Here is a 25,218-nt window from a genome sequence, read left to right as displayed (position 1 = left end):
GGCATGCGACTACCTTGCGAAGAAACTCAACGGCAAGGGTAACGTGATCATCGAGAACGGCCCGCAGGTGTCGGCCGTGATCGATCGCGTGAACGGCTGCAAGACCGTGCTCGCGAAGAACCCGGGCATCAAGCTGCTGTCGAGCGACCAGGACGGCAAGGGCTCGCGCGAAGGCGGGATGAACACGATGCAGGGCTACCTGACGCGCTTTCCGAAGCTCGACGGCGTGTTCACGATCAACGACCCGCAGGCGATCGGCAGCGATCTCGCGGCGAAGCAGCTGAACCGCCCGAACATCGTGATCACGTCGGTCGACGGCGCGCCCGACATCGAAGTCGCGCTGAAGTCGAACACGCTCGTGCAGGCGTCGTCGAGCCAGGATCCGTGGGCGATGGCGCAGCAGGCCGTAAACGTCGGCTACGGGATCATGAACGGCCAGAAGCCGGCCAACCCGATGATCCTGATCGAGCCGACGCTCGTCACGCGTGACAACGTGAAGGGCTACAAAGGCTGGAGCAGCCCGCGCTGATCGCGCGACGCGACCCGCGATTCCTGGCGGCGCCGGTCGGTGCGGGTCGGTGCCGCGCGCGGACACCGGCCCTGCCCGTCCGTTCACCCCAACCGCCGCACCGCCGCGCGACGCGCCGAGGCACATGGTCTCGACACAACGACGACGCTCCCCCGCCGGGCCGTATTCGGCGAAGCGCTGACCGACTTCATCCGTGATGACGCGCGGCATTGGCGCAGCGTCGCCGGCGGTTCATGCTGGAACGTGGCGCGCGCCCGCGCGCGGCTCGGCGTGCCGACCGCCTTCGCCGGCACGGTCAGCCGCGCTGATTCGGCGGCACAGGAAAACGCCAGGCGAAGCATCCGCGCTGCCCGGTCACGCACCACGCGTCCCGCCGTTAACGCGCGCCCGCAGCAGTTGCAGGCTCTCGTCGACACTCAGTTCGGACATCGCATCGTCGCGCAGCGTATCGTCGGTCGCGCGGCGCAGCGCATGCAACGCGTGCTCCTTGAGCCGCACGATCGCGAACTGCAGCCCGCGTGCCGCGCATTCGGCGGCGAACGTGCGCAACGACTCGATCGTCGTGCCGTCGACGTCCGGCGTTTCCTCGAGACTCAGCATCACGGTATGCGTGTCGGGCGCGGCCTTCATCAGCGCGCGCACGCGATTGAGCATCCGATCGGCGTTCGCGAAAAACAGCTGCGCCTCGGGCCGCACGATCAGCACACCGGGGATCGGCTTCGCATCGGCGTGATTCGCGACGTCGACGAAATCGTGGCCGTCGCGCAGCCGGCCGAGTACGCTCACGTTCGGCTCCGACAACTTGCGCAGCGTCAGCAGCAGGTTCACGCCGATGGCCGCGAGCAGCCCGTGCAGCACGCCGAGCACGAGCACCGCGAGCAGCGCGGCGATCACGACCAGCCGGTCGCGATGCCAGACCCAATACGGCCGGAACACCGACGGATGCAGCGAGTGGCTGACCGCGAAGATCACGATCGCCGCGAGCACGGGCTCCGGCGTGCGCGCGAGTTGCGGCAGCAGCAGCCACACGATCAGCGCGACCACGCCGGCCGCCCACAAGCCCGCGAAACGCGACTGCGCGCCGGCCGCCTCGTTCGCGGACGTCGCCGAATAGCCCGCGCCGACCGGCATTCCGTGCAGCAGCCCCGACACGAGGTTCGCGCAGCCGATCGCGACCAGGTCGCGGTTCGCCGACACGCTGTCGCCGTGCTTCAGCGCGAAGTTGCGAATCGATCCGTACGACTCCGCATACAGGATCAGCATCAGCGCGAAGGCGAGCTCGACCGTCTGCATCCATGCGTTCCGGTCGAGATGCGGCAGCCCGAACTCGAGATGCCGGAAATCGATGTGTCCGACGATCGCGATCCCGTAATGCTGCCAGTCGAACACATAGCCGGCCGCGATCGACAGCACGATCACGACGAGCGTCGCGGGCACGCGCGAGCGCCGCCCGAGCACGAACAGCAGCGCGAGCGCGGTCGCGCCGAGCGCGACGCTCGCGAGGTTTGCATGCGGTGCGCCGGTGACGAGGTCGAGTGCGACGCGCGGCGCATCGCTGTGCTGCACGGAGATCGCGAGAATCTTCGGCAGCTGCTTGATCACGATCGTCAGCGCCAGGCCGAACGTGAAACCGCGCAGGACCGGTCGCGCGACGAAATCCGACATGCCCCCGAGCCGCGCGACGCCCGCCAGGATGAACAGCACGCCGGTCATCGCGACGAGCGCGGCCGCGAGCGCGAGCTGCGCGGCAAGCGCCATCCCCGACTCGGCCAGCACGGTCGCGGCGAGCACGGCCGCTGACGACGACGTCGACGACACGATCGCAAAGCGACTGCTGCCGGCCAGCGCATAGACGACGAGCCCCGACAGCAGCGCGATCAAACCGGCCTGCGGCGGCAGGTTGGCGAGACCCGCGTATGCGACCGCCTCGGGAATCAGCAACCCGGCGATCGACAGGCCAGCCAGCGCATCGAGGCCGATGCGCTGCGTGGGCGGCGGCGGCGCCGCATCGAGTGCAGCAAAATGCTCGGGATGCTGCAAGCCGGCATCCGGACGGGTCGGGGCAGTCGTCATGAGGCGGTAGGCGCCGGGTGCGGGTCAGGGTTTGACGGCGATGACACCCGACCAGCCGGGCAGATAGCGCGCGTCCTGCTCGTGCGCGCGGCGCAGCGAGATGTCGAGTGCCTTCGCGAAGTTCTTGCGGATCTGGTCGAGCGTCACGTGCTGGCGCAGGTAGTCGGCCCACAGGAATTCGCTGAACGGCGTCGCATCCTTCGCGTAGCCGCCGGCCGTGCGCAGTTCGCCCGCGAGGCTTCGATACGGATCGTCCTGGAGCCCCGTCAGCGCCTTCGGCAGTTGTGCGTAGTCGCGACGCGAGCCGTCCACGCCGAACGGATGCACCCACTGGTTGTGTTCCATCATCCGCCAGAAGATCGTGTCGTCGAGCCAGGACAGATCCTTCAGCAGCATCGCGTTCACGCGCGCCTCCCCTTCCTCGATCAGCGCCAGGCCGAGATGGTGATGGTCGGTGATGTAGTGCAGCCCGCCCGGGCCGAGGACAGCCGGAAACCAGTGCGAGTCGATCGCGGCCTTGCGGGCGCGCTTGTCGAGCGCCTTCCAGTGCTTGCGCTTCGCTTTCACTTCGCGATAGCCGACCGTCATTTGCGTCGGACGCAGTGCGTCGAGCCGGACGGGAATGAGATGAACGTCGTTGCCGAGTGCCATGGTCGTACCCCATGTTGCGAATTTCCGGCAACGATACTCCTGATCGTGCGAGCCGTTAATACGTCGCGACCTCGATGCGCGTGCGCTTGACCATCCCTGACATCCGGTCGCGTCCGCACGCGATGCTATGTACGCAGGTCGTCGCGCTCGAGACGATGGCGAACGTAAGGAATGCCATCGTGAACGACGCTCACGCGCCGCATCCCGAGCTTGCGCGCGACGTTCAGCGAACCCGAATTCGCCTCCGCGATATCGGCGATCACGCGCGGCAGCCGCACGGTGTCGAACGCGTGACGCACGACGGCCGCGGCGGCCTCGCACGCGATGCCGCGCCCCCACGCCACGCGCACGAGCCGCCAGCCGATCTCGACGTCGCGCGCGCCGCCCGCATAATCGGGAATCAGCAGGATCCAGCCGATGAACGCGTCGGGCGCGGCCTTCTCGAAGATCGACCAGTAACCGAGGCCCGGCGGATAGGCGCGCGTGATCCGGTGCGTGACGAAGCGGCGATGTTCGTCGGGGTCGTGCCACGGCCCCGCGATGTAGCGCGTGACCTCCGGATCGCGATCCATCGCGATGCTCGCGTCGAGGTCGGCCAGCACGCGCGGGCGCAGCCACAGCCGCGCGGTCTCCAGGGCGGGCAGCGCGGCAACGGACGGTTCGGTCATCGGGGCTCCTGATTCGGGTGGCGATGCGCATCGCGTGCATTACGTATCTGATACAAAAAACCTTCCGGAATGATACAGACGACTGTCGCTCGTCACGCACACGCTCATTTCCGTTTTCTCAACAGTTCATTTCGTAGGGATTATTCCCGATGCGCGGTTATCGCGCCCCACATCGCGCGGCGCGGCGGCCTACACTCGATCCATGCCCCCGCGCCGCGCGCCAGCCGGGCCGGCATCCGCCGGCAGAGTGTGCGCACAAGCCAACGAGGAGACCTCGGACATGAGCTGGACCCGCGAACAACGCAACGTCACGATCGCCGCCTACCTGGGCTGGACACTCGACGCGTTCGATTTTTTCCTGATGGTCTTCGTGCTGAAGGACATCGCCGCCGAATTCGCGTCGACGATTCCCGCCGTCGCGTTTGCGCTTACGCTCACGCTCGCGATGCGCCCGATCGGCGCGCTGATCTTCGGGCGGCTCGCCGATCGTTTCGGCCGCCGCCCGACGCTGATGGTCAACATCGCATGCTATTCGCTGCTCGAGCTCGCGTCGGGCTTCGCGCCGAGCCTCACCGCGCTGCTCGTGCTGCGCGCGCTGTTCGGCATCGCGATGGGCGGCGAATGGGGCGTCGGCTCCGCGCTGACGATGGAAACCGTACCGACCCATGCGCGCGGCTTCGTGTCGGGCTTGCTGCAGGCCGGTTATCCGAGCGGCTACCTGCTCGCGTCCGTCGTGTTCGGCCTGCTCTACCAGACCATCGGCTGGCGCGGGATGTTCATGGTCGGCGTGCTGCCTGCGCTGCTCGTGCTGTACGTGCGCACGCACGTGCCCGAATCGCCGGCCTGGAAGCAGATGGAAAAGCGCCCGCGCCCGAGCCTCGGCGCCACGCTGCAGCAGAACTGGAAGCTCACGATCTACGCGATCGTGCTGATGACCGCGTTCAACTTCTTCTCGCACGGCACGCAGGATCTCTACCCGACCTTCCTGCGCGAACAGCATCACTTCGATCCGCACACCGTGTCGTGGATCACGATCGTGCTGAACATCGGTGCGATCGTCGGCGGCCTGTCGTTCGGCGCGATCTCGGAGCGGATCGGCCGCCGCCGCGCGATCTTCATCGCCGCGCTGATCGCGCTGCCGGTGCTGCCGCTGTGGGCTTTCTCGAGCGGCCAGCTCGCGCTCGCCGCCGGCGCGTTCCTGATGCAGATCTCGGTCCAGGGTGCGTGGGGCGTGATCCCCGTCCACCTGAACGAGATCTCGCCCGACGAGATCCGCGCGACCTTCCCCGGCGTCGTCTACCAGCTCGGCAACCTGCTCGCGTCGGGCAACGCGACGATGCAGGCATCGCTCGCGGTCTCCCAGGGCAACAACTACAGTTTCGCGCTGGCGCTCGTGGCCGGCATCGTCGCCGTCGTGATCGCCGTGCTGATCCTGTTCAGCCGCGAACGGCGCGGCATCGACATGACGCAATCGGTCAATACGCGTACCACCATCGGCTGAAGCCACGTATTGCCGCGACGCATCATCGCGCGTGCCCCGTCCCGCCTGGGCCGCGCGACATACTTTCCGCATCCGCACATCGAACTAGAGGAATTTGTCCAGATTCCGCGCTTGCCCGCGCCGCACGCGTTTTTTTATCTTAATAAAAACGGCTGTTTGAATCAGACAATCAAATCACCTGTTCGCGGCCGGGCAACCGGCATTGGGAGGCGGGACATGGCAGTCAGTCAGGAGGGGCGAGCGTCCGCGGGACGACCGTCCGGGACGCGGTCATCCGGCAATCGGCAGACCGGCGGGACGAAGGCGCGCATTCTCGATGCGGCCGAGGACCTGTTCATCGAACATGGCTTCGAAGCGATGTCGATGCGGCAGATCACGTCGCGCGCGACGGTGAACCTCGCCGCGGTCAACTACCACTTCGGCAGCAAGGAAGCGCTGATCCACGCGATGCTGTCGCGCCGGCTCGACCAGCTCAACCTGGAACGCCTCGGCATCCTCGACCGCTTCGATGCGCAGCTCGGTGCGCACATCACCTGCGAGCACGTACTCGGCGCGATGTTCATTCCCGCGCTGAAGGCGTCGCGCGACCCCGAGCGCGGCGGCCCCGCGTTCCTGCGGCTGATCGGCCGCGCGTACACCGATCCGTCGCCGTTCGTGCGCAACTTCCTGACCGCGCACTACGCGAGTGTCGCCGGCCGCTTCTTCGATGCGTTCCAGCGCGCGCTGCCGCATCTGCCGCGCACCGAGCTCGGCTGGCGGCTGCACTTCGCGATCGGCGCGCTGTCCGGCGCGCTGGCCGGCGCCGAAACCGAAAGCCTGATCGACGAATTCTCGCAAGGCCGCACGATGAACGACGTGCAGATGATCGCGCGGCTGTCCTCGCTGATCGTCGCCGCGCTGAAGGCACCGATGCCCGACAGCGCGCAGTTGTCGATCTTCGCGGCCGTGCTCGACGATGCGGGTGCGAGCGAAGCGTTCGGGCTGTCGTCGAGCACGGCTGCTGCCGATACGGCGACGGCGCCTTCGGCGAGCTGATCGCACCAGGCCGCGCAGGCGGCGTTTCACGATTTGGGCGGCCCGGGCCGGCGTTGATGCGTCGGCCCGGGCCGAACGAATGTCATGCGGCGGAAGCCAAGGCAGGCTTGCTTTCGTCGACGAAAAACATGGGTACGAGTAAGCGCTGGAGTGCTGACTCTCACTGACTGCGAAGCATGGGGCGGGAGTAAGCGCTGAAGTGCTGACTCTCACCGACCGCGAAGCATGGGTGAGCGTAAGCGCTGAAGCGCCAACTCTCACCGACCGCAAAGCATGGGTGAGCGTAAGCGCTGAAGTGCCAACCCTCACCGACCGCAAAGCATGGGGTGAGCGTAAGCGCTGAAACGCCAACTCTCACCGACCGCGAAGCATGGGGCGAGAGCAAGCGCTGAAGCGCTAACTCTCACCGACCGCGAAGCATGGGGTACGAGTAAGCGCTAAAGCGCTAACTCGTACCGACACCGGAGACACATCATGGCCTCATCCGCAGCAACCGCAGCGGCCCAGCTCCCGCCGAACAGCGACGGCATCTGGTACGCGTCGTATCCGCCCGGCGTGCCGCACGAGATCGACGTCACGCAATACGCATCGCTCGTGCAGTTCTTCGACGAATGCACGACGCGCTTCGCCGAGCGGGTCGCCTACGTGAGCGCCGGCGCATCGATGACCTACCGCACGCTCGCGCAGAAAGTCGACGCGTTCGCGTCGTATCTGCAAAGCACCGGCGTAAAACCGGGCGACCGCGTCGCGATCATGCTGCCGAACACGTTCCAGTACCCGGTCGCGCTATTCGGCACGCTGAAGGCCGGCGCGATCGTCGTCAACGTCAATCCGCTCTACACCGCGCGCGAACTCGCGCACCAGTTGAAGGACAGCGGCGCGCAGACGATCGTCGTGTTCGAGAACTTCGCGCGCACGCTGCAGGACGCGCTGCCGGAAACGCAGGTAAAGAACATCATCGTCACCGCGCTCGGCGACCTGCTTGCCGACGGTTTCAATGCGAAGGGACGCCTGATCAATTTCGTGCTGAAGCACGTGAAGAAGCTCGTGCCGGCCTACAACCTGCCGCAGGCGATCCGGCTGCGCTCCGCCCTCGCACTCGGCGCACGCGGCAAACCGCAGCCGGTGCAGACGACCCGCGACGATCTCGCGTTCCTGCAGTACACCGGCGGCACGACCGGCGTCGCGAAAGGCGCGATGCTCACGCACGGCAACCTGATCGCGAACCTGCTGCAAGCGAAGGCGTGGATCGCCGACCAGGTGTCGGGCGACGTCGAGACCGTGCTCACGCCGCTGCCGCTCTATCACATCTATTCGCTGACGGTGAACGCGTTCATCTTCATGGGGCTCGGCGGGCGCAACATCCTGATCGCGAACCCGCGCGACATGAACATGGTGATGAAGATCATCCGCAACGAAACGTTCACCGGGATCACCGGGATCAACACGCTGTACAACGCGTTCCTCGACAACGAGGAATTCCGCAAGCGCGACTTCTCGAAGCTCAAGCTCGCGATGGCGGGCGGCATGGCGATGCAGCGCGCGGTCGCGGAGCGCTTTCAGCAAGTCACGGGCCGGCCGGTCATCGAGGGCTACGGGCTCACCGAATGCTCGCCGATCGTCACGATGAATCCGGTGAACCTGAGCGACATGGCCGGGTTCAGCGGCTCGATCGGCCTGCCGGCCCCGTCGACACTCGTGCGCTTTCGCCGCGAGGACGGCACCTGGGCCGCCGTCGGCGAGCCGGGCGAGCTGTGCGTGCACGGCCCGCAGGTGATGCGCGGCTACTGGCAGCGGCCCGACGAGACCGCGAAGGTGATCGACGCCGACGGCTGGCTCGGCACCGGCGACATCGGCGTGATGGACGAGCGCGGCTTCATCCGCCTCATCGACCGCAAGAAGGACATGATCCTCGTGTCGGGTTTCAACGTGTATCCGAACGAGATCGAGGAAGTGCTGGTCATGCATCCGGGCATCAGCGAAGCCGCTGCGATCGGCATCCCGGACGAAGTACAGGGCGAACGGATCAAGGTCTTCGTCGTGCGCCGCGACCCGACGCTGACGGTCGACGACGTGCTCGCGCACTGCCGCAAGAACCTGACCGGCTACAAGATGCCGAAATTCGTCGAGTTCCGCGATGCGCTGCCGCAGACCAACGTCGGCAAGATCCTGCGCCGCGCGCTGCGCGACGAGGAACTCGCCAGGATCAAGGCCGCAAAGCAAGGCTGAACGATCCGATGAGCCCCGAGACGCTGTCGATGAACGAAGGAACGAAGCGCCGCGCGCGGTACGCCGCCGCGGCACTCGCGTGCGTGCTGTCGCTCGCGCAAGCCAGCCTGCACGCCGAGGAAACCGCCGATGCCGCGAGCGCGGTACAGGAGGCCGCACTGCCGGCGGAGCTGGCGAAGGTCACGCGCGAGCCGGTCGCGCAGCAGGCGCGCTGGCTGCGCACGGCCGCCCAGCGCGGCGCGCTCGCGCAACTCGACGACGCGACGCTTACGGCGCTGTTCAAGGCCCTCGATCCGCTCGCCGTACCGCTCTATATCCGCAATGGTCCCAACGGCTATCCGTCGTACCAGTTCACGATGGTGCGCCAGGAACGCATCAGCGGGAAATGGTCCGACACGCCCGACCGCATGCTCGTGAAGACGACCCGCGAACCGTTGCGCGTTTATGCGAAATGGCTGCCGGGCGGCGCGCATGCGGGACAGGAGACGATCTACGACACGACGCGGCGCAAGGACGAGATGTACGGCCATCTCGGCGGCCTGCTCGGCAAGATTCCGTTGTGGACGGCGCTCGACGGCGCACTCGCGCGTGCGCAGTCGAATCACCAGGTGAAGGATCTCGGCACCGAGTTCATCACGAACCTGTACCTGACCGAAGGAAGGAAATACCAGGAAGCCGGCGTGCAGCGGCCGACCCAGGTGGAGGCGAAGACGATCGGCGGCGTGCGCGTCGTCGCACTCACCTACGAGACGCCGACCGGCCGGCCGCAGTTCTACGCGAAAAAGGAAATCCTCGGGCTCGACCTGCACGCGCCCTACTTCAGGACCATCGAGTCCTATGACAACGACGGCAGGATCTTCGAACGGATCGTCATCGAGAAAATCGCGCCGGCGACGCTCGACGAAACCGCGTTCGACCCGAAGAACCCGGACTATGCGTTCTGATCGTCACCGGCGTCGGCGCCACGCACGTCGCGCTCAATCATCATCGTCGTCGTGATGATGCTTGTGCCAATGCTTGTAATAATGCTTGCGCCATTTCCGGTAGCCGTCGTCGTCCTCGTCGCCGTAGTAGCCGTATCCGTAACCCGGATAAGCGACCACCGCAGGCTGCGGCGCCACATAGACCGGCGCCGGTTCGACATAGACCGGTGCGACCGGCACGCCGATGCCCACCGACAGGTCGACGCGCCCCGCCATTGCACTGCCGGAAGCGAGCAACGCCACACTCCCGATCCACACCGCCAATCCCCTCTTGTTCATGTTCCCCTTCCCGGATCCGCCGGCCTGCCCGGCATGCACGTGGAATGTAATCCCGCCGCGCGCCGCCCGGTGCTACGCCATTGCGAGATTCGTAACGCGACGTAACGAAACGGCACTAGCCATTCGACCGAATCGCGAAAATGCACGGGAACGTCTATAGTGGGTTACGGTTCGACACAATCACGACTGCGCGCTGGTGGAACGAACAGGGTAAAATCCCGCCAAACACTTGGTGGGCAACCACGCCACACACGCACAACATATTCTCTGACGCAGGCTCCTGCCGCACCTCAATGGCCAATCCCGCAGAATCCCATCCGCAAAACGACTTCATCAATTCGGCGCGCAAGGAACGTAAGCGCGTTGAAATCTATCTCGTCAACGGCATTCGTCTGACGGGATGTATCGAGTCGTTCGACCAGTACCTGGTGATGCTGCGCACCCCCGTGGGTCTGCAAGGCATCTACAAGCGTGCGATTTCCACGATCCAGCTCGACACGGGCGGCTCGCGCCCGGGCGGCGGCGGTCCCCGCGGCCCGCGGCCCGGCGGTCGGCCGGGCGGCCGCGAAGGCGGCGGCCACAGCCCGTACGGCTCGCATGGCGGCTCCCGCGAATCGCGTGGCGACGGCGGCGGCTACGGCTCGCGCGAGCCGCGTGAAGGTTACGGTTCCCGTGAACCGCGCGAGGGTTATGGCGCGCCGCGCGAGCCCCGCGAAGGCTATGGCGCCCCGCGCGAAAGCTACGGCGCACCGCGCGATGCCGGCGACGCATCGGGCAACACGTCGCCGTCCGACGCACGCGGCGGCAACGGGCCGGTGATCGTCACGCGCCGCCGGCGAATCGTGCCGGACGGCCAGTAAAACAAAAGGGCAAGCCAGGCGGCTTGCCCTTTTTTCTGGCGGATCGGCGCGGCATGTCGCCGCACCGGCCGTGCCGTGATCGCTCAGTGTGCCGTCGTCGGCAAACCTGCGTCGGCCTCCCGCTGCAGCGAACGCACCTGCTGCTGCAACGCGCGCAGTTGCGACTGAAGCGCCGCCTGTTGCGCCTGCAGCGCCGCCGTTTCGTTGCGGACGCTCTTCTGGCGATCCGCGACCGCCGCCTGCTGCTCGCGGGCGATCGAGATATCGGCCTGCAGACGCCGCGCCCGCTCCTGCGCGACTTCGATCTGCCGATCCGTCTGCACCTTCTGCGACTCCAGCTTCGCCGCACGCAGCTCGTTGACGGACAGCCGTTCCGCCTGACGCGAGAAATCGCGATAGATCGCTTCCGCGCGCGATTCGTCGTAAGTCTTGATCACGCGCCAGAACGCCTTCTGCTGGAACAGCGCGACGAAATAGGAACCGTCCTTCACGCTGAACAGTTGGCTCGCGCCGTAGCTGCCGTTATAGCTGGTGCGCATTTCCGTCAGCGAATGCGCCTGGATCTGGCGCTGCAGTTCGTCAACCGTGCTCTGCCCCGTCGTCTCGCCTGCCTGCGGCTGTATCGAGGTTTGAACCTGCTGATCGATCACCGGAATCGCCGCCACCGGTGCCGACGCCTGCTGTACCGCCGGCGATGCATTGCCCGCCAACCCCTGCGCGAACGCGCCCTGCATGCCTCCCATCATCGCGAGCAACACCCACGCCCGCCCCAACCCCGTCATATGGCTCATGAATTTTGATTCCTGCCCGTGTCGTTGTAATTCAGCGCGATTTTATCGCATTAATTATTCGCTTTCGCGGGTCTCGGGCTCTTCGTCGAAGATCTGATATTTGCGCATCTTTTCCCACAGCACCTTCCGGCTGATGCCGAGCTGCTGCGCCGTATCCTGGCGTCGCCAGCCGTTTGCGTCGAGGGCCGCGATCACGCGGCTGCGCTCGTTCATGTCCCACTTGCTGCGGTCGACGAAGACCTCCGCCACGCTCTCCGCCGGCACCGGCTGCGCCGCATTGCGCGCATGCGCGACCAGCCGCTGCAGTCGCGCGGCGTCCCAGCCGCCCGTTTGCCGCACCGTCACGCCGACGCGCTCCGCAAGGTTGCGCAGTTCGCGCACATTGCCGGGGAAATAGCTGTCCGCGACCGCATCCGCGAGCCAGTAAGGCAGGTCGGACAGTTGCGCGAGCCGTTCGTCGCCCACCACCTCCGCGACGAACGACTTGAACAGCGCAATCTTGTCGACCGCGCCCCGCTCTTCCAGCGACGGAATGCTCAGTTCGATCACCGCGAGCCGGTAATAAAGATCCGCGCGGAACAGGCCTTCCTTCACGAGCTGCGGCAGCTTCTTGTTGCTGGCCGCGACGAGACGGAAATCGACCTTGATCGGCGTCGTCGCGCCGACCCGCAGCACGGCGCCGTCCTCGAGCACGCGCAACAGCTTGACCTGCTGATACAACGGCAGATCGCCGACTTCGTCGAGGAACAGCGTGCCGCCCGCCGCCTGCTCGAAATAGCCTTTATGCGCAACAACCGCGCCGGTAAACGAGCCTTTTGCGTGCCCGAAGAACAGCGATTCGAACAGGCCGTCCGGAATCGCACCGCAGTTGACCGGCACGAATTCGCCGTCGCGGTAGCGCGAATGCTTTTCGTGGAGCAATTGCGCGATGCGTTCCTTGCCGACGCCGGTTTCGCCGTGCAGCAGCACGTTGGTGTCGCAGTCGGCGAACATATCGACCTCGTGCAGCAGCGCCTGCATCGACTCCGAGTGCGCGACGAGTTCGGACGGCCGCAGCGTATCGGCCGCATGCGCGCGCAGCTGCGTGACGAGCTTGCCGATCATCCCGCGCAGCTCGGCGCACGTGAAGTCGAGCGGCAGGATGTGCGAATAGTCGGGCGGATACTGCGACGCGTCGTGGTCGCGCGCCGCGCCGACCCAGACGACCGGCATGCCGATGTTGGCCTGCCAGTCGCGCAGGAACGCCGCGCCGGTTTCGATCATCGTCACGCTGATGATCGCGAGCGATGGCCGCAGTGCGGCGCGCTCCGGCGAGATTTCCGCATTGTCGGCGCGGATCACTTCGACGTCGAAGCTCGCCATGCAGCGGGCAACGCGGTCGACAATGTCCGCCTTGCCTTCCCAGACGTACAGGTCGAGTTCTGCGATTGCGGAGGGGGTTCTCATCGTTGATGCTTTCAATGAACGATTTGCGGGGCGTTGCAAGTCAAGCCGTGTTGAATCACGGTCAGCTGTCCGATCTGCAATCCTAATGCCGTCAGCAATGGTGTCACCAGCGTATTGAGCAACGGATTGACGAGCCCGAGCAGCAAAGGAATGAGCTGCCCCGTCAGCGGCTGAAGAATCTCGGTCAGGATCGATAGATCCAGCCCCAAGACATTCAGCTGAAGCGACGGTAGATTCAACAGATTGGTCAGTTGTACGTTGAGTGTGTTGGTCGCCGTCGACGACGTGGTCCAGTTGGGCCCGAGAGACCACGCGGACGACGTACAAGCGCCGTTGCTCGGCTTGGTATTGCAGAACGAGTATTGCGAACTGTTCTGATAGACGATCCCCGTCCCGCTCAATGACAGGCTGGCGTTCAGCGCGCCAGGGGTCGAGGGCAATGGCGGCCCGCTGTAGATGGGCGTGCTGGCGCTACTCCCAACGTACGCGACGGGATTCGATACCGACAGGACGACTTGCAGAAGCGAAAAATTGCCGAGTAGTCCCCCGCCCGACAACTTGGCAACGGGAATCGTGCCGGAGGTGGACGCACAGCTCGGTGAATTGAGGTTCAGCTTGCCGCCAGTTGTTTGTCCGGCGCAAATCATCGCTACACCCGGCAACGCACCGAACGTCGCGGTGCTCGATGCAGGGGTCGATTGGCAACTCGTATTGGCCAGCCAAGCGCGCCCTGGGCCGCCCAGGATGATATAGAGCGGCAAGTGCGGTCCCGTCAGCTGAAGCGTCAATACGCCGGGAATTCCCAGTGGAGGCGGATCCGACAGCGCCTGCACATCGACGTAGAGTCCGATCTCCGCTTGCGACGCCTGCGTGCGCCAGATGCCGTTCACTTGTCCGGCCTCGCCGATCCCGATCGACGGCGGTGCCAGCACCTGCAATTGCAGGCTGTTGACTCGAACCAGCGACGACACCGCTGAAATGAGCGGGCAAAACGGACTGCCGGGGCAGTTGCCTTGGCCGACCGACACCGTCAGCGCGCTGTTGTATGCCCCGACCTCCGCCGTCGTCAGCAACAGTTGAAGCACATTGATGCTTGCGTTCGCGGCCGCTTCCGCATTGCTGCCCGAGTATTGAAGGAGACTTCCCAAAGAGATCTTGTTGGCATTGACGTTGGCGCCAACACTGTTCTTCAGCGCGGTGAGTACCGTGCCCACCGTGGTATTGCTGCCGACCGCGGTGGCGGTGAGGTTCAGGATATCCGCTACGGTCAGATTGAGACCGAGCAACTTCCCGACGCTGGCTGGACTCGACATCCCCGCGGTGCCGAGCTGTGTCGCGACGTTCGCCAGCTGACCCAGCGTAACGTTTGCCCCGGCCAACGCCTGGTAACTCGCCAGACCGACATTGACGTTGGCCGACGCGCCCAGCAATCCGGTGAGCAGCGGGTCAAGGATCGCGGACGACGAGGAATTCAGGCTCGCGAGCGTCGACCCCACGCTGAACGTGTCGATTGCCGCCGCGCGTGCGGTAGCCGTTGCGGAAACAACGACCTGCCGCCCGCTCAACTTGTTCAGCAGCCCAAGGAAGAAGTAGCTCACCTGCCGGTACGCCGTCACCTGCGCCGCATTCGCCGCGGCCGACGCCGGCGTCACATAGGCGGTCGACGGATCCCACCTCCCGCAACTGACGGCAATCTGGTCCCTTCCCGCCGTAGGATTTGCCGTTGCCGTGGCGCTTATCAGCGTAACCGTATAACCCTTGTCGTTGATGTTCGCGCTCGTGGTTACATTGTTCTTCGCATCGCTCAGGCAACCAGTCGGATCGCTCGACATCGGCTGCACCGCCGCCAACGCGGCCAGGTCCGCGACCCGCTGCAGATCCCGCTTCTGCAGATACAGATTCGCGATGTCGATGACCCCGAGCACGACGATCGCGACCGTGACCCAGAGCGCTGCCATGACCACGATGGAACCGCGTTGACGTCGCTTCCCCGGCCAGCGAGCACCGCGCCGACGAGCCCCCTGCGCTTGATCTGCGTGCATCATCATCTTGCTTACTGCGTGCTCTGCCCACTACCCGACATACCGCCGGACGAACTGCCCAGCTGCGTGCTCATCGACTCCGGAATCTTGTTCTTGAACGAATCGAGGTAGCGCTGGTAGACCAGCGACGCGACGTCGCCGAGCATCGGCTGCACCGGTGCCGAAGCGCGGTTGTCCCGCTGGATCGAGAGCCATTGTTTCGTCGAATGGTCGACGTCGGATGCGGCCGGCGCTGTTGCGTCTTGCGCCTGTGCGGCTACGGCCCCCATCGCCATCGTCATGATCGTGCCCAGCACCACGATGCGGTGCGCAAACTCGTTTCGGTAATGTTTATTGTTCATGTCGTTCCCCCGCCTGTCGTTCATTGTGCAAACCGTTGCAGTAGCGGCACGGTCTGGTCATAGCCGAAATTGTTTGCCATCGGTGTAATGGGCGCGTTCGCAGCACGCCGCGATACGACCGGCGGCGTCGCAACCGCACGCTGCTGCGCCCGTGCGGCGGCCACAATCCTTGCGGCATCGCTCGTGATGTCCTTGCGGATTTCTGCCGCCAGACGCTGCTGGCTCATCAGCCGCTGCGCGTCCTGTGTGCGCCCGGCCGCTAGGAGATACAGCGCGAGATTGCTGACGATCTTCGGATTACGTTGATCCAGTTCCGCGGCCTTCATCAGCGGCACTCGCGCACCGACCACATCGCCGTTACGCAATTTCGCATAGGCGAGATCGGACAGCAGCGATGCGTCGGTCGGCGCAAGCTCGGACGCCTGCGTCAATGCCTGTACCGCCTGGCCGAAATCGCCGGCCGCACCGGCGATCAACCCGAGCCCGCGATAACCGCGCGCGGCGAGCGGCGTCTTCAGCAACTGCGTATAGGCCGCCGCGCTCGCGGCCGGCTGGTCGGTCATGCGCAGCGCGTCCGCGCGCAGCAGGATCGTGTCCGGTGACACGCCGTACGCCTTGTCGTATGCGTCGATGTGCGCAAGCGACGCATAAAAGAGACCCTGCGCCTGCATCCGCTGGATCAAACCGAGATACATCGCGGGCGTATCCGGCACCGCCTGCTTCTGGTCGGCCGCCTGAATCAGCGCCGCGCGCTCGACCTGCGCACCGACGCCGTACCCGCTTTCCTTGGTCGCGCAAGCGCCGAGCAGCAGCACCGCTGCCGCCATACTTGCCTGCGTCCCCATCCTGCCGATCCGCTTCATCGTCTTTCCTTCCCCCCATCAATGATGCGCCGACAGCGCATGCATCACTGCCAGAAAGCCGGGGCCCGCCGTCACGATCAACAGTGCGGGCAACAGCGTCAGGACCATGACACCCGTCATCTTCACGGTCAATCGACCGATGCGCTCGCGCAGCATCGCGCGGCGCGTCTCGCGCAGTCGGTCACCGAACTGCTTGAGCGGTTCCTGTACCGCGCCGCCATGCTTGTCGACCTGCACCATCAAGCGGGCAATCGCGCGCAAGTCCTCGTTGTCGAAGCCGCCCGACAACCTTTGCATCGACTGGTCGCGCGTGCGGCCCGCCGCAAACTGGCGTTGCGCGATGCCAACCTCGGACGACAGCACCGGCATCATCCCGCGGAAATCGTTCGTCACGACCTGCAGGCTTTGATCCAGCGACAGTCCGACGCCCTGCAACAAGCGCAGCATGTCGACGAACAGCGGTAGTTCGTCGACGACGCTTTGGCGACGGGCCGCAGCACGGCGTTGCACGACAAGCTTCGGTAACATGAAGCCAAGCGCGAGTGCGGCGAACATCCCGATCATCCAGTATCCGCCCTTCATTCGCCCACTGGCCAATATCGCGAACACAAGCGGCAACACGATCCCGCAAGCGATCCGCGCGCTCAGGAACAGTCCGCGCGTGCGTGCGTCGACGTATCCGCATTGCTCGAGCAGACGACGATCCTCTTCCGCGACGATGTGCTTGCCCAATCCGGTATCGAGCCAGCGCAGCCCCGCCGCAGACAATCGTGCGAGCATCCGCTCGATGCGCTGCTGGCCACGCGTGTCCGGTCTCGCTTCTGTACGTTCTTCCGTCGAGGTCCGTAGCCTGGCCGCTTCGAGTGCTGCCATGCGCTGGTCGAGCGCATCGGCCAGCGCGCGTTCGGCACGCGACGTGGCGCTCGCACGCAGCAACGCGATCATGCCAAGCAAGAGCACGCCCACCGCGCCGAGCGCCAGGGCAATCGAGCCGATCTGAGTTGCCGTCATCGCATCACCTGAGTCGAGCCATTCGATACAACCACACGCTCCCGGCAACCTGCATCAGGAACGCGAAAACGAGGAGCGTGCGCCCGTTCGGATCAATCCACATGCCTTCCAGATACTTCGGATTTGTCATCACGACAAAACTGCCGATCGCGATCGGCAGCATCACGAGCACGAACGCGGACAGCCGCGTCTCCGCCGACATCGCCGTCAGTTCGCGCTCGGCCTGCTCGAGATCGCGCATGAACACAGCCATACGTTCGAGCATCACGTCCGCACGACCGCCATACTTGACCGACAGCCGCAGCACCGAGCCGAGCAGTTCGAATTCCTGCGTCCGGTATATCTTCGCGATATGGAGCATCGCGCGATCGATCTCGACACCTGTGCGCAACATCCGGGAGACGTGATCGAGACACCCCCGCAGCGGCTCCTCGGTCGTCAGCAGCGCTGCCTGAAATGCGGCCGGCACGCTGTTACCGAGCGTCACCAGTCGCACGATCCCGTCGAGAAACGACGGGATCTGCCGGACGATCTTCAGTCGCCGACGCTGAATTCGCGAGGCGAGCCAGATGCCAAGAATCGCGCTTCCGCAGACGAGCGCCGCGAAACATGCGAGCGCGCCGCCGCGACTGCCCGCGATTGCCGCAATCGCGACGAGCGCGGTCAGTGCGCCGACCGCCTTGCCGCGCGCGCCTTCGATCCCGGCGCGGTTCACGAGGTTGGCCAAATATTCCGCCGTCACCCCGTACCAGTGCGTCCAGAACGCATCCGACGACGCATTGCGTACGCCGCCGGATGAAGACACAGAGCGCGACGCAGCGGATGCCGCCGGTTTCGCGGCAGGTGCCGCCGCGCGCGCACCGGGCTCGAGCCGACTGTCGATGAAGCGCTTTGCATCGGTACGCACACGCCGGGTTTCCGCATGTCGCCACAGCATCAATGCCGATGCCGCGCACAGCATCGCGACCGCGAGCACCCAGATCATCGCGCTATACATTGAAGCCCCCGCCGCGACCGAAGCCGCCGCCGCCGAACCCACCACCGCCCAGTCCGCTGTTCGTCAACGCCTGGCGAAAACGCGCGAGCTTCGGCGAATGCGGATGAATGCCCAGCGACTCCCAGTGATCGACTTCCTCGCCCTCCGGCGTGACGCGCGCTTCGTAGCGATACAGCTCCTGCGTCGCGATGATGTTGTCGGACAGCCCAGTCACCTCGGTGATCGACAGAATCCGGCGGCGCCCATTCGACAGGCGTCCGATCTGCACGATGAAGTCGATCGCGTTCGCGATCTGGCGACGCAGGCTCGATTCGGTTCCCTGGAAGCCCGCGAAGCCGGCGAGCATCTCGAGACGGTACAGGCACTCGCGCGGCGAACTCGCGTGCACGGTGCCCATCGAGCCGTCGTGGCCCGTGTTCATGGCCTGAAGCATTTCGAGCACTTCACCGCCGCGCACTTCGCCGACGATGATCCGGTCCGGACGCATCCGCAGCGTATTGCGCAACAGATCGCGAATCGTCACGACGCCACTACCGTCGAACCCGCCCGGCCGGCTTTCGAGCCGCACGACGTGCGGATGGTTCAGCGACAGTTCCGCCGTATCCTCGATCGTCACGACACGCTCGGCCTCCGGAATGTGGAACGCGAGCGCATTGAGCAGCGACGTCTTGCCCGAGCTCGTGCCACCCGACACGAGCACGTTGCAGCGGGCCTCGACCGCCGCCTCGAGCAATGCACCGATCTCTTCGTTGTACGTGCCGTTACCGAGCAGGTCCGAGGGCTTGAGCGGGTCCTTGCGGAATTTCCGGATCGACACGATCGGGCCGTCGATCGACAGCGGCTCGATCACGACGTTCACGCGGCCGCCGTCGGGCAGTCGCGCGTCGACCATCGGGTTCGATTCATCGAGACGGCGCCCGATCGGCGCGAGGATCCGGCGCACGATTCGCAGCAAATGCGCGTTGTCGGTGAAGCGCACCGGCAGCTTCGCTAGGATCCCGTGACGCGACACGTACACGTCGTTGTAGCCGTTGATCAGGATGTCCTCGACCGCCGGATCCGCGAGCAGATCCTCGATCGGCCCGAAGCCCGCGAGTTCCTTCGTCAGCGCCTCGGCGATCGCACGCACCTCGTTCTCGTTGAGCGGAATGCGGCGCAGGCGCACGAAGCTGTCGATCTCGAGATCGACGAACTGATTGATCGCCTGGCGGGACCATCGGCCGAACTCGGCGCCCAGTTCCTCGATGCGCGTCAGCAAATGCTCGTGCGCGGCATTCTTGATGTCGTGGAATTGCTGCGTCTGGGAGAACGGCGCTGCGCCGTCGGCGAATTGAATGTCGTGTGCCATCGGTTATGACCGCTTGGACGAGGGTTGAATGAAACGTTTGAGTGCGGACAGGCCGGGCGCCGCGCGCGACGCGCCCGCCATGCCAGATACGCCGGGCAACCGCGTCGCGAGGGATTCGAGTGCGCGCACGTAAGGATCGCGCTCCGCCGCATCGACAACGAGCCGCCCCTGGTTCGCTGCGTGGCCAATCGCGACGCGACGCGCGGGCAAGGTGCCGACCAGCGCGACGCCAAGACGCTCCGCGATCTGTCCAGGCATCAGGTCCAGCGCGGGATCGTACTGGTTGACCACAAGCTTCACACGGTCGGTATCGACGCCCGCATCGCGCAGTCCGGTAAGCAGATCGGCCGCCGACACGATCGATGCGACGCCCTGGTCGCACACGAGCCACGCCTCGTCGGCCGCTGCGGCGATCTGCGTGACGAACTCGCGATTCGAGAACCCGCCCAGATCCACGACCTGCTGGTCGAAGAACGCGCGAAAGCGGTTCAGCAAACCGATGCACGACGCATAGGACACGTCGCGCAACGCGCCGAGGTCCGGCGGCAGCGTCGTCAGCGCGACGCCGCTTTGGTGGCGCGTGAGCGCGGTGTTCACGAAAGTGCGATCGATGCGGCGCAGATTCTGCACGGCGTCGATGAAATGGAATTCGCAGCGCGTGTTCAGGAACAGCGCGCCGTCACCGGGCGGCAGCCCGAGATCGACCAGCGCGGTCTGGCGACCGGCCGGCGCGCCGCCGTCCGGGCCGCCAGCCGCACCGGGCCCGAGCGCGCGCTTTTGCAGCCAGACCGCGAGGTTCGCGGCGAGCGTGCTGACGCCCATGCCGGCACGTGCGCCGAGCAACGCGACGACCTTGCCGTGGCGGCTCGTCGGCTCGCCGACGTGGGACAGCAATCCGCGCGTCGTCCGCAGTGCATCCTCGGCCGACGCCGACACGTCGATGAAATCGCGCACGCCCGCGCGCAGTGCTGCGAGCGTGCTCTCCGGCTGGGCGAGCGAGCCCAGCGCGACAATCGGCAACCCCGGATGTGCCGCGCGTACCGCGGCCGCAGCGACGCTCGCTGCTTCGCTACGTTCGGAGAAATCGATGAACACGAGGGCCGGGTTGAGCCCCGTGATGCGCTGACCAAGCACGCCCGGCTCCAGCGACGCGGCCTCGACCGCACCGGCCGACACCAGCGTATCGGCCAGCCAGCGCACATGCGCTTCCTTTGTCGATGCGCAAACGAAGTAGTCGGTCACGGCGGGTTCACACAACGATTGGGTTCGTGCATTCATGTCGAACACCCTCGATTACGCAAGGCGTAGCGGTGTGCCACGACGCGCAATGCCTCAAATTCATTTCGAAAACCCCGGTGCCGCATCCGGCGATGCCGCACCGCCCAGGTAGGATCGCCATACCGGCCCGTCGCGCTGCTCGGACAATTCGCCGGGCGTCGCAGGCAGCACCGCCCCCTTCGCAATCGGTGCGACGAGATGCGGTGTCACGATGATCAGCAATTCCTTGTCGTTCTGCTGGTAGTTCAGGTTCTTGAAGAACGTGCCGATGATCGGCAGGTCACCGAGCAGCGGCACCTTGCTCACGTTCGACAGTGTCTGGCGGTCGATCAGGCCGCCGATCACGAAGCTCTCGCCGTCGCCGAGTTCGATCGTCGTATCGGCGCGGCGCGTCGTGATGCCCGGCACGGCGACACCGCTGATCGTCACGCTGTTCACGAAATCGAGCTGGCTCGATTCCGGCGCGACCTTCAGCGCGATCCGGCTTGGGCTCAGCACCGTCGGAGTCAGCGACAGTCCCACACCGTATTGTTTCCACTGGATCGCTGTCGAGCCGAGCCCCTGCGGCGACGGCACCGGGATCTCGCCGCCCGCGAGGAAGCTGGCGCTCTGGCCGGACAGCGCGACGAGCGTCGGCTCCGCGAGCACGCGCGCCAGATTGTTCGCTTCGAGCAACGACAGGTCGGCGAAGATGCCGCGGCCTGCTGCATTCACGACCAGGTTGAATGCAGACGCAACCGGTGCGCCGAGCGTCGGAATATACCCGGCCGTACCCGGGCCCGACGCGCCGTTATACGACTGCACGCCGCCCGGCGAAAACGAGCCGAACGAAAAGCCGTTGCTCTGCTTGAAGAAGTTGAAGCCGACCTGCTTGAGCACCGAGCGGCTGAATTCCACCACCCGCACGTCGACCTGCACGACATTCTTGCCGGCCAGCGTCGAACGATCGATCACCGTGCCCTTCGGGCTCATGTTCTTGGCGACCGCCACGGCACGTTCGTGTGCATCGAGCGATGCCGACGTTCCCCGCAGCACCGACGTCCCGCCGTATGCCTTCACCTGCGGCGTCGAACCGTCGAGCACCGCTTGCGCAGCAGCATCGACGACTTCGACACTCCACACCGTCGGCTCGTCGTGACCGCGCTCCCACAACATCACGTTCGTTGTACCCGGCGCTTTCGCGGTCAGCAGCACGGAACCGGTACGACTGCCCTTCATGATCAACACGTCGGCGATCGCGGGATCGCCGACTGCGACACGCTGCAGCGCACGACCTGCAGAAATCTGCCGCTGCGCGCCGACCGCGAGTTCAATCGTGCCGCTCGCGCTTGCAGTGGATGCGAATGTCAAGGTCCAGAGAGCAATCGCGAATGCAGTCAGTATGTTTTTCATTGTTTGTTGGGCCGTCGCACGGCCTTTACTTGTCGTCGCAGATATCGATGGCCACCGATGTTGTTCAATATGCAACCGTTTCCGAGCGGCCGCCGCGGATCAGCTCGATGCTGCCGCCGCCGCTACCGCCTCCGACGGATCGCCCTGCCGGCGGCAAGCGCGATGGCAGCGGCGGCACATTTACGTTGGCCACCGCAGTCCTCGACGTACCGGACAGCTGTTGCAGCGATACGCCGACCGCGGCAAGCGCCGAGGGCGACAACTTGTTGTCCGTACGCACCGCCACCGTCTGCATCGCAAGCTCGTCGTCGCGCGGATTGCGCAGTGCGAGCGTCAGCCGACCGCTCGCCTCGCCGAGCGTGAGTGCATCGACCTGCGCCGTCGGCACCGCGAGCACCGCGATGCGCGTATTGCTCGGCTGGCCGTTATTGCCGTTCGTGTTGCTGCCGCTGTCGCGCTCCGGCGTCGCGTCGCCGAACGACAGCACGCGCACCTTCGACATCAGGAGCCGCGCTTGTGTCTGCGAGACTTCGCCGTCGAGCATCCCGCTGCCCGCCTCACGCTTCAGGTTCACGAAGACGTCGACGAAGTTGCCGGGCCGCAGGCGATTGCCGACCGCATTGGTCTCGTCGACACGAACCGCAATCGCGCGCTCGCCCGGCTGCACGTCCTCGGCAAGCCCCGACACCAGTGCGTCCGCCACAACCGGTGCCGACGCCGGGATGTCTCTCACCGGAACGCGACCGACCAGGGCGGCCGGATCGGAAAACGCACCTGCCGGCGCAGGAGCAACTGGTTGAACCTTCAACGCATCGGCGGCAATCGGCTGCCCCATCGGCAGCGCGCGCGTCGCGATAACCACTGACACCGGGCTCGCAGCGACAGCCTGTTGCACGGGGATGGGACTAGGCGTACTGCGTCCAAGCATCCAAGCGTAGATTCCAAGCAGAACAGCGATCGCAATCAGCAACCCCGCGATGATTTTTGTCAGATTGTTGGCCATGTTGATATGGGAATGCCGGAACCAGGTTCAGGAGCGTGATGACGATCGGGCGACTCGATTAAATAGGATTGCGATTCAGAGCATGCTTGGCTGAACTTGCACGGTCGCACTACTCTGCAGCTGCGGCGCAGTGAACAGGAATATCCACGGGATCAGCGGATTCGCCGCGTATGAATAGGTCGTTGTCACCATCACGTTGAATGCGGCGGTGGACGTCGATGTGAATGTCCCGCCGCAGGTCACGCCGGGCGTCGACGTGGGCGACGGTACCGAAGTGGACACCTGCGCGGCGAAACTGACGTTCTTCGACCACGGTGCGCCGCCCAACGCTTGCGTCACGGCGTTTCGCGCATTGACCTGCAGGCGGTCGCACGGCGCCGACGTGTAGTTCAACGCAGCGCGCGCGCCTTCGGATGCCGCGAATGTCAGGCTTTGCTGGATGATAAAAACCATCCCGAACGTAACGATCGCGTAAAAGATCAAGAAGAACAACGGAAATACGAATGCGAACTCGATCGCTGCCACTCCCCGTTGCCGCCGCCACGCGGGCGACTGGCGCGCTTGCGCCCACCGAGCCATCACACTCCCCTCACATGCATAAAATGCAGAAGCCACACAGCAGCGGGTATCACAAGAAACGCTGCATAAGGCGTCGCTCGACGGCCACCGAGTGCCATCGCTGGCGTACTCCGTTTGCACAGCATGGCAATCGAAGTCCGTGACAGCACCATTAGCCAGAGCGCGTGGAGACCCGCAGCGATGCTCGCGATAATCCAGAACCACGGCAACGCCTGCACGCCACACCACGCACCAAGCACGCCGAATACCTTGACGTCTGCAGCACCCATTACACGTAACGCGAAGAGGGGAGAAAAGCAGACAACGCCCACCGACGCACCGGCCAGTGACTGAAGCGCCGTAACCCCGAACGGATTTCCACCGATGACCGCGCCGACCAATGCGCCTGCCAAACCCGCAATAACGAGTGAATTCGGAATACGCCGACACCGAATATCAGCGGTTCCGACAAGCGTCGCCCAAGCGAGGAAGATCCCGCCGCACAAAAGATGCGCCATGACAACAACCGACTGTCCGCCGGACGAAGAGCGAACTGACTGCAGTGCGCTCGCCCGCCGCCCCGGCGGAACACGGAGATCAACTGGCCTTACAGGTAGCAGGCGTTGTCACGCAACTGGAGATAGTGGAGAACATGGTTCCAAGATTCGAACCGATCGTCGAAACGCTCGCGATGATTGCCACCGCAATCAGACCCGCAATCAGCCCATACTCGATCGCGGTAACCCCGTCTTCTTCCTTGAGGAAGCGCTTGATGAGTGCTTTCATTTTTTAATTCCTCGTGCCTGTATGTACGTTTTTTGGCCTTTTATACGTTGTAGTTCCCGTATATCTGGCCCTTGCCCCGCGTCGTTCGCTACAACTAAGTAACGACAACCGGATGCGCTTTCTTTATATGTCACCCCGAGGGGTATGTATCACAATTTGATGCAAGTTAACATTCGCGATAGTGACCCTCCTCGAACGTCGTGTACCGAGCTGTACATTTCCTTACACCTGCTCCGGATTCTATATCCGATCGTATTTAACTTCCAACCTCTTTTAAGACCGGATCGAAAAAACTTTCCGGGAGCACAGCCGTATTTGTACGGCGTTTCGGTACGACTTACACATAGGACTTACGATAGGTTAGATGTGCACACCTAATCCATCAGTAAAACAGCCGGACCACCCGCCAGGCCTGCACGCCCGCCCACGTTACGCCGCACGCGTAACGCCATTGTTGTGACGTTACGTTACGAAACGGCCGAAACCGTTCTCATTCGACCGTTCTTAAACAGATTCAACAATCTTTCAGTTTGCCTAAATCCCTTTTCCGACAA

Annotated in this window: 24 protein-coding genes and 1 pseudogene; 7 read left to right on the top strand and 18 right to left on the bottom strand. The window is 64.7% G+C overall.

Going from position 1 to position 25,218, the window contains the following annotated elements; all coding sequences use genetic code 11:
- Together U5A56_RS32775 and U5A56_RS32770 are read left to right on the top strand one after the other, a co-directional pair.
- Positions 1 to 529, top strand: a 529-nt coding sequence (locus U5A56_RS32775) for a substrate-binding domain-containing protein (RefSeq protein WP_321926659.1), incomplete at its 5' end; no start/stop codon positions are given.
- A 177-nt stretch (positions 530 to 706) separates the two neighbouring features.
- Positions 707 to 877, top strand: a pseudogene (locus U5A56_RS32770) (carbohydrate kinase); the annotation flags it as partial.
- 6 nt (positions 878 to 883) lie between these two features.
- Here U5A56_RS32770 and U5A56_RS32765 read toward each other — a convergent pair.
- From U5A56_RS32765 to U5A56_RS32755, 3 genes are all read right to left on the bottom strand, one after another.
- The gene (locus tag U5A56_RS32765) at positions 884 to 2,602 is read right to left on the bottom strand and encodes a SulP family inorganic anion transporter (RefSeq protein WP_321926657.1); all 1,719 of its coding nucleotides are present in this window, start codon (positions 2,600 to 2,602) and stop codon (positions 884 to 886) included.
- A 24-nt stretch (positions 2,603 to 2,626) separates the two neighbouring features.
- A complete protein-coding gene (locus U5A56_RS32760) occupies positions 2,627 to 3,253 on the bottom strand; it encodes a ParB-like protein (RefSeq protein ID WP_321821980.1) in 627 nt (208 codons plus the stop codon).
- A 125-nt stretch (positions 3,254 to 3,378) separates the two neighbouring features.
- Positions 3,379 to 3,921, bottom strand: coding sequence for a GNAT family N-acetyltransferase (locus U5A56_RS32755; RefSeq protein WP_321926655.1), 543 nt, complete (start codon positions 3,919 to 3,921; stop codon positions 3,379 to 3,381).
- A gap of 280 nt (positions 3,922 to 4,201) precedes the next feature.
- On the opposite strand from U5A56_RS32755, the gene U5A56_RS32750 reads away from it, so the two are divergent.
- From U5A56_RS32750 to U5A56_RS32735, 4 genes are all read left to right on the top strand, one after another.
- Positions 4,202 to 5,422 (top strand): MFS transporter, encoded by a 1,221-nt coding sequence (locus tag U5A56_RS32750; RefSeq protein ID WP_321926653.1) that lies wholly within the window; start codon positions 4,202 to 4,204, stop codon positions 5,420 to 5,422.
- Between the two features lie 216 nt (positions 5,423 to 5,638).
- Positions 5,639 to 6,457: a TetR/AcrR family transcriptional regulator gene (locus U5A56_RS32745; protein WP_044849270.1), complete on the top strand. Its 819-nt coding sequence runs from the start codon at positions 5,639 to 5,641 to the stop codon at positions 6,455 to 6,457.
- A gap of 474 nt (positions 6,458 to 6,931) precedes the next feature.
- On the top strand, positions 6,932 to 8,686 hold the full coding sequence (locus U5A56_RS32740; RefSeq protein ID WP_321926651.1) for an AMP-binding protein: 1,755 nt from the start codon (positions 6,932 to 6,934) through the stop codon (positions 8,684 to 8,686).
- Positions 8,687 to 8,715: 29 nt separating this feature from the next.
- Positions 8,716 to 9,630 carry a DUF1571 domain-containing protein gene (locus tag U5A56_RS32735; protein ID WP_321926650.1) on the top strand — a complete coding sequence of 305 codons (915 nt, stop codon included), beginning with the start codon at positions 8,716 to 8,718 and terminating at the stop codon, positions 9,628 to 9,630.
- Between the two features lie 33 nt (positions 9,631 to 9,663).
- On the opposite strand, the gene U5A56_RS32730 is transcribed toward U5A56_RS32735, so the two are convergent.
- Complete coding sequence (locus U5A56_RS32730; RefSeq protein WP_044846004.1) at positions 9,664 to 9,948, bottom strand: PXPV repeat protein; 285 nt, start codon at positions 9,946 to 9,948, stop codon at positions 9,664 to 9,666.
- Between the two features lie 293 nt (positions 9,949 to 10,241).
- Between U5A56_RS32730 and hfq the strand changes: the two genes are divergently transcribed.
- A complete protein-coding gene (gene hfq / locus U5A56_RS32725; RefSeq protein WP_044846005.1) occupies positions 10,242 to 10,808 on the top strand; it encodes an RNA chaperone Hfq in 567 nt (188 codons plus the stop codon).
- A gap of 83 nt (positions 10,809 to 10,891) precedes the next feature.
- Here hfq and U5A56_RS32720 read toward each other — a convergent pair whose 3' ends face one another.
- From U5A56_RS32720 to U5A56_RS32655, 14 genes are all read right to left on the bottom strand, one after another.
- A complete protein-coding gene (locus tag U5A56_RS32720) occupies positions 10,892 to 11,599 on the bottom strand; it encodes a DUF2968 domain-containing protein (protein WP_044846006.1) in 708 nt (235 codons plus the stop codon).
- Between the two features lie 54 nt (positions 11,600 to 11,653).
- Positions 11,654 to 13,045, bottom strand: coding sequence for a sigma 54-interacting transcriptional regulator (locus U5A56_RS32715; RefSeq protein ID WP_044846007.1), 1,392 nt, complete (start codon positions 13,043 to 13,045; stop codon positions 11,654 to 11,656).
- Positions 13,046 to 13,056: 11 nt separating this feature from the next.
- On the bottom strand, positions 13,057 to 15,087 hold the full coding sequence (locus U5A56_RS32710; protein WP_321926663.1) for a pilus assembly protein TadG-related protein: 2,031 nt from the start codon (positions 15,085 to 15,087) through the stop codon (positions 13,057 to 13,059).
- 11 nt (positions 15,088 to 15,098) lie between these two features.
- Positions 15,099 to 15,428 carry a DUF3613 domain-containing protein gene (locus tag U5A56_RS32705; RefSeq protein ID WP_044846009.1) on the bottom strand — a complete coding sequence of 110 codons (330 nt, stop codon included), beginning with the start codon at positions 15,426 to 15,428 and terminating at the stop codon, positions 15,099 to 15,101.
- 20 nt (positions 15,429 to 15,448) lie between these two features.
- Entirely contained in the window at positions 15,449 to 16,291 is an 843-nt protein-coding gene (locus U5A56_RS32700) for a pilus assembly protein (RefSeq protein WP_044846010.1), read from the bottom strand.
- Between the two features lie 18 nt (positions 16,292 to 16,309).
- Positions 16,310 to 17,302, bottom strand: coding sequence for a type II secretion system F family protein (locus tag U5A56_RS32695; RefSeq protein ID WP_044846011.1), 993 nt, complete (start codon positions 17,300 to 17,302; stop codon positions 16,310 to 16,312).
- A gap of 4 nt (positions 17,303 to 17,306) precedes the next feature.
- Positions 17,307 to 18,299: a type II secretion system F family protein gene (locus U5A56_RS32690; RefSeq protein WP_044846012.1), complete on the bottom strand. Its 993-nt coding sequence runs from the start codon at positions 18,297 to 18,299 to the stop codon at positions 17,307 to 17,309.
- A complete protein-coding gene (locus U5A56_RS32685) occupies positions 18,292 to 19,647 on the bottom strand; it encodes a CpaF family protein (protein WP_044846013.1) in 1,356 nt (451 codons plus the stop codon). The genes U5A56_RS32690 and U5A56_RS32685 overlap by 8 nt, the downstream gene beginning before the upstream one ends.
- Positions 19,648 to 19,650: 3 nt before the next feature.
- The gene (locus tag U5A56_RS32680) at positions 19,651 to 20,925 is read right to left on the bottom strand and encodes a fimbrial protein (RefSeq protein ID WP_044846135.1); all 1,275 of its coding nucleotides are present in this window, start codon (positions 20,923 to 20,925) and stop codon (positions 19,651 to 19,653) included.
- A 60-nt stretch (positions 20,926 to 20,985) separates the two neighbouring features.
- Entirely contained in the window at positions 20,986 to 22,317 is a 1,332-nt protein-coding gene (locus tag U5A56_RS32675) for a type II and III secretion system protein family protein (RefSeq protein WP_044846014.1), read from the bottom strand.
- A 64-nt stretch (positions 22,318 to 22,381) separates the two neighbouring features.
- On the bottom strand, positions 22,382 to 23,320 hold the full coding sequence (gene cpaB / locus U5A56_RS32670) for a Flp pilus assembly protein CpaB (RefSeq protein ID WP_321926644.1): 939 nt from the start codon (positions 23,318 to 23,320) through the stop codon (positions 22,382 to 22,384).
- A gap of 75 nt (positions 23,321 to 23,395) precedes the next feature.
- Entirely contained in the window at positions 23,396 to 23,899 is a 504-nt protein-coding gene (locus U5A56_RS32665; protein WP_044846016.1) for a TadE/TadG family type IV pilus assembly protein, read from the bottom strand.
- Complete coding sequence (locus U5A56_RS32660; protein WP_082088584.1) at positions 23,899 to 24,396, bottom strand: prepilin peptidase; 498 nt, start codon at positions 24,394 to 24,396, stop codon at positions 23,899 to 23,901. The genes U5A56_RS32665 and U5A56_RS32660 overlap by 1 nt, the downstream gene beginning before the upstream one ends.
- A gap of 79 nt (positions 24,397 to 24,475) precedes the next feature.
- Entirely contained in the window at positions 24,476 to 24,664 is a 189-nt protein-coding gene (locus tag U5A56_RS32655) for a Flp family type IVb pilin (RefSeq protein ID WP_044846017.1), read from the bottom strand.
- Between the last annotated feature and the right edge of the window lie 554 nt (positions 24,665 to 25,218).

Origin of the sequence: Burkholderia sp. BCC1998 (assembly GCF_905339875.1) — a bacterium.
GTDB lineage: Bacteria > Pseudomonadota > Gammaproteobacteria > Burkholderiales > Burkholderiaceae > Burkholderia.
The sequence above is the reverse complement of the archived record's forward strand: the minus strand, read 5'-3'. Positions and strand labels throughout refer to the sequence as shown.

Bases quoted from the DNA above. Each gene is read 5' to 3' on its own strand.
- U5A56_RS32680 (WP_044846135.1), bottom strand. From the start codon at position 20,925: ATGAATGCACGAACCCAATCGTTGTGTGAACCCGCCGTGACCGACTAC.
- U5A56_RS32690 (WP_044846012.1), bottom strand. From the start codon at position 18,299: ATGTATAGCGCGATGATCTGGGTGCTCGCGGTCGCGATGCTGTGCGCG.
- cpaB (WP_321926644.1), bottom strand. From the start codon at position 23,320: ATGGCCAACAATCTGACAAAAATCATCGCGGGGTTGCTGATTGCGATC.
- hfq (WP_044846005.1), top strand. From the start codon at position 10,242: ATGGCCAATCCCGCAGAATCCCATCCGCAAAACGACTTCATCAATTCG.
- U5A56_RS32750 (WP_321926653.1), top strand. From the start codon at position 4,202: ATGAGCTGGACCCGCGAACAACGCAACGTCACGATCGCCGCCTACCTG.
- U5A56_RS32740 (WP_321926651.1), top strand. From the start codon at position 6,932: ATGGCCTCATCCGCAGCAACCGCAGCGGCCCAGCTCCCGCCGAACAGC.
- U5A56_RS32745 (WP_044849270.1), top strand. From the start codon at position 5,639: ATGGCAGTCAGTCAGGAGGGGCGAGCGTCCGCGGGACGACCGTCCGGG.
- U5A56_RS32700 (WP_044846010.1), bottom strand. From the start codon at position 16,291: ATGAAGCGGATCGGCAGGATGGGGACGCAGGCAAGTATGGCGGCAGCG.
- U5A56_RS32710 (WP_321926663.1), bottom strand. From the start codon at position 15,087: ATGCACGCAGATCAAGCGCAGGGGGCTCGTCGGCGCGGTGCTCGCTGG.
- U5A56_RS32675 (WP_044846014.1), bottom strand. From the start codon at position 22,317: ATGAAAAACATACTGACTGCATTCGCGATTGCTCTCTGGACCTTGACA.
- U5A56_RS32705 (WP_044846009.1), bottom strand. From the start codon at position 15,428: ATGAACAATAAACATTACCGAAACGAGTTTGCGCACCGCATCGTGGTG.
- U5A56_RS32665 (WP_044846016.1), bottom strand. From the start codon at position 23,899: ATGGCTCGGTGGGCGCAAGCGCGCCAGTCGCCCGCGTGGCGGCGGCAA.
- U5A56_RS32685 (WP_044846013.1), bottom strand. From the start codon at position 19,647: ATGGCACACGACATTCAATTCGCCGACGGCGCAGCGCCGTTCTCCCAG.
- U5A56_RS32660 (WP_082088584.1), bottom strand. From the start codon at position 24,396: ATGGCGCATCTTTTGTGCGGCGGGATCTTCCTCGCTTGGGCGACGCTT.
- U5A56_RS32720 (WP_044846006.1), bottom strand. From the start codon at position 11,599: ATGAGCCATATGACGGGGTTGGGGCGGGCGTGGGTGTTGCTCGCGATG.
- U5A56_RS32735 (WP_321926650.1), top strand. From the start codon at position 8,716: ATGAACGAAGGAACGAAGCGCCGCGCGCGGTACGCCGCCGCGGCACTC.
- U5A56_RS32755 (WP_321926655.1), bottom strand. From the start codon at position 3,921: ATGACCGAACCGTCCGTTGCCGCGCTGCCCGCCCTGGAGACCGCGCGG.
- U5A56_RS32715 (WP_044846007.1), bottom strand. From the start codon at position 13,045: ATGAGAACCCCCTCCGCAATCGCAGAACTCGACCTGTACGTCTGGGAA.
- U5A56_RS32765 (WP_321926657.1), bottom strand. From the start codon at position 2,602: ATGACGACTGCCCCGACCCGTCCGGATGCCGGCTTGCAGCATCCCGAG.
- U5A56_RS32655 (WP_044846017.1), bottom strand. From the start codon at position 24,664: ATGAAAGCACTCATCAAGCGCTTCCTCAAGGAAGAAGACGGGGTTACC.
- U5A56_RS32760 (WP_321821980.1), bottom strand. From the start codon at position 3,253: ATGGCACTCGGCAACGACGTTCATCTCATTCCCGTCCGGCTCGACGCA.
- U5A56_RS32695 (WP_044846011.1), bottom strand. From the start codon at position 17,302: ATGACGGCAACTCAGATCGGCTCGATTGCCCTGGCGCTCGGCGCGGTG.
- U5A56_RS32730 (WP_044846004.1), bottom strand. From the start codon at position 9,948: ATGAACAAGAGGGGATTGGCGGTGTGGATCGGGAGTGTGGCGTTGCTC.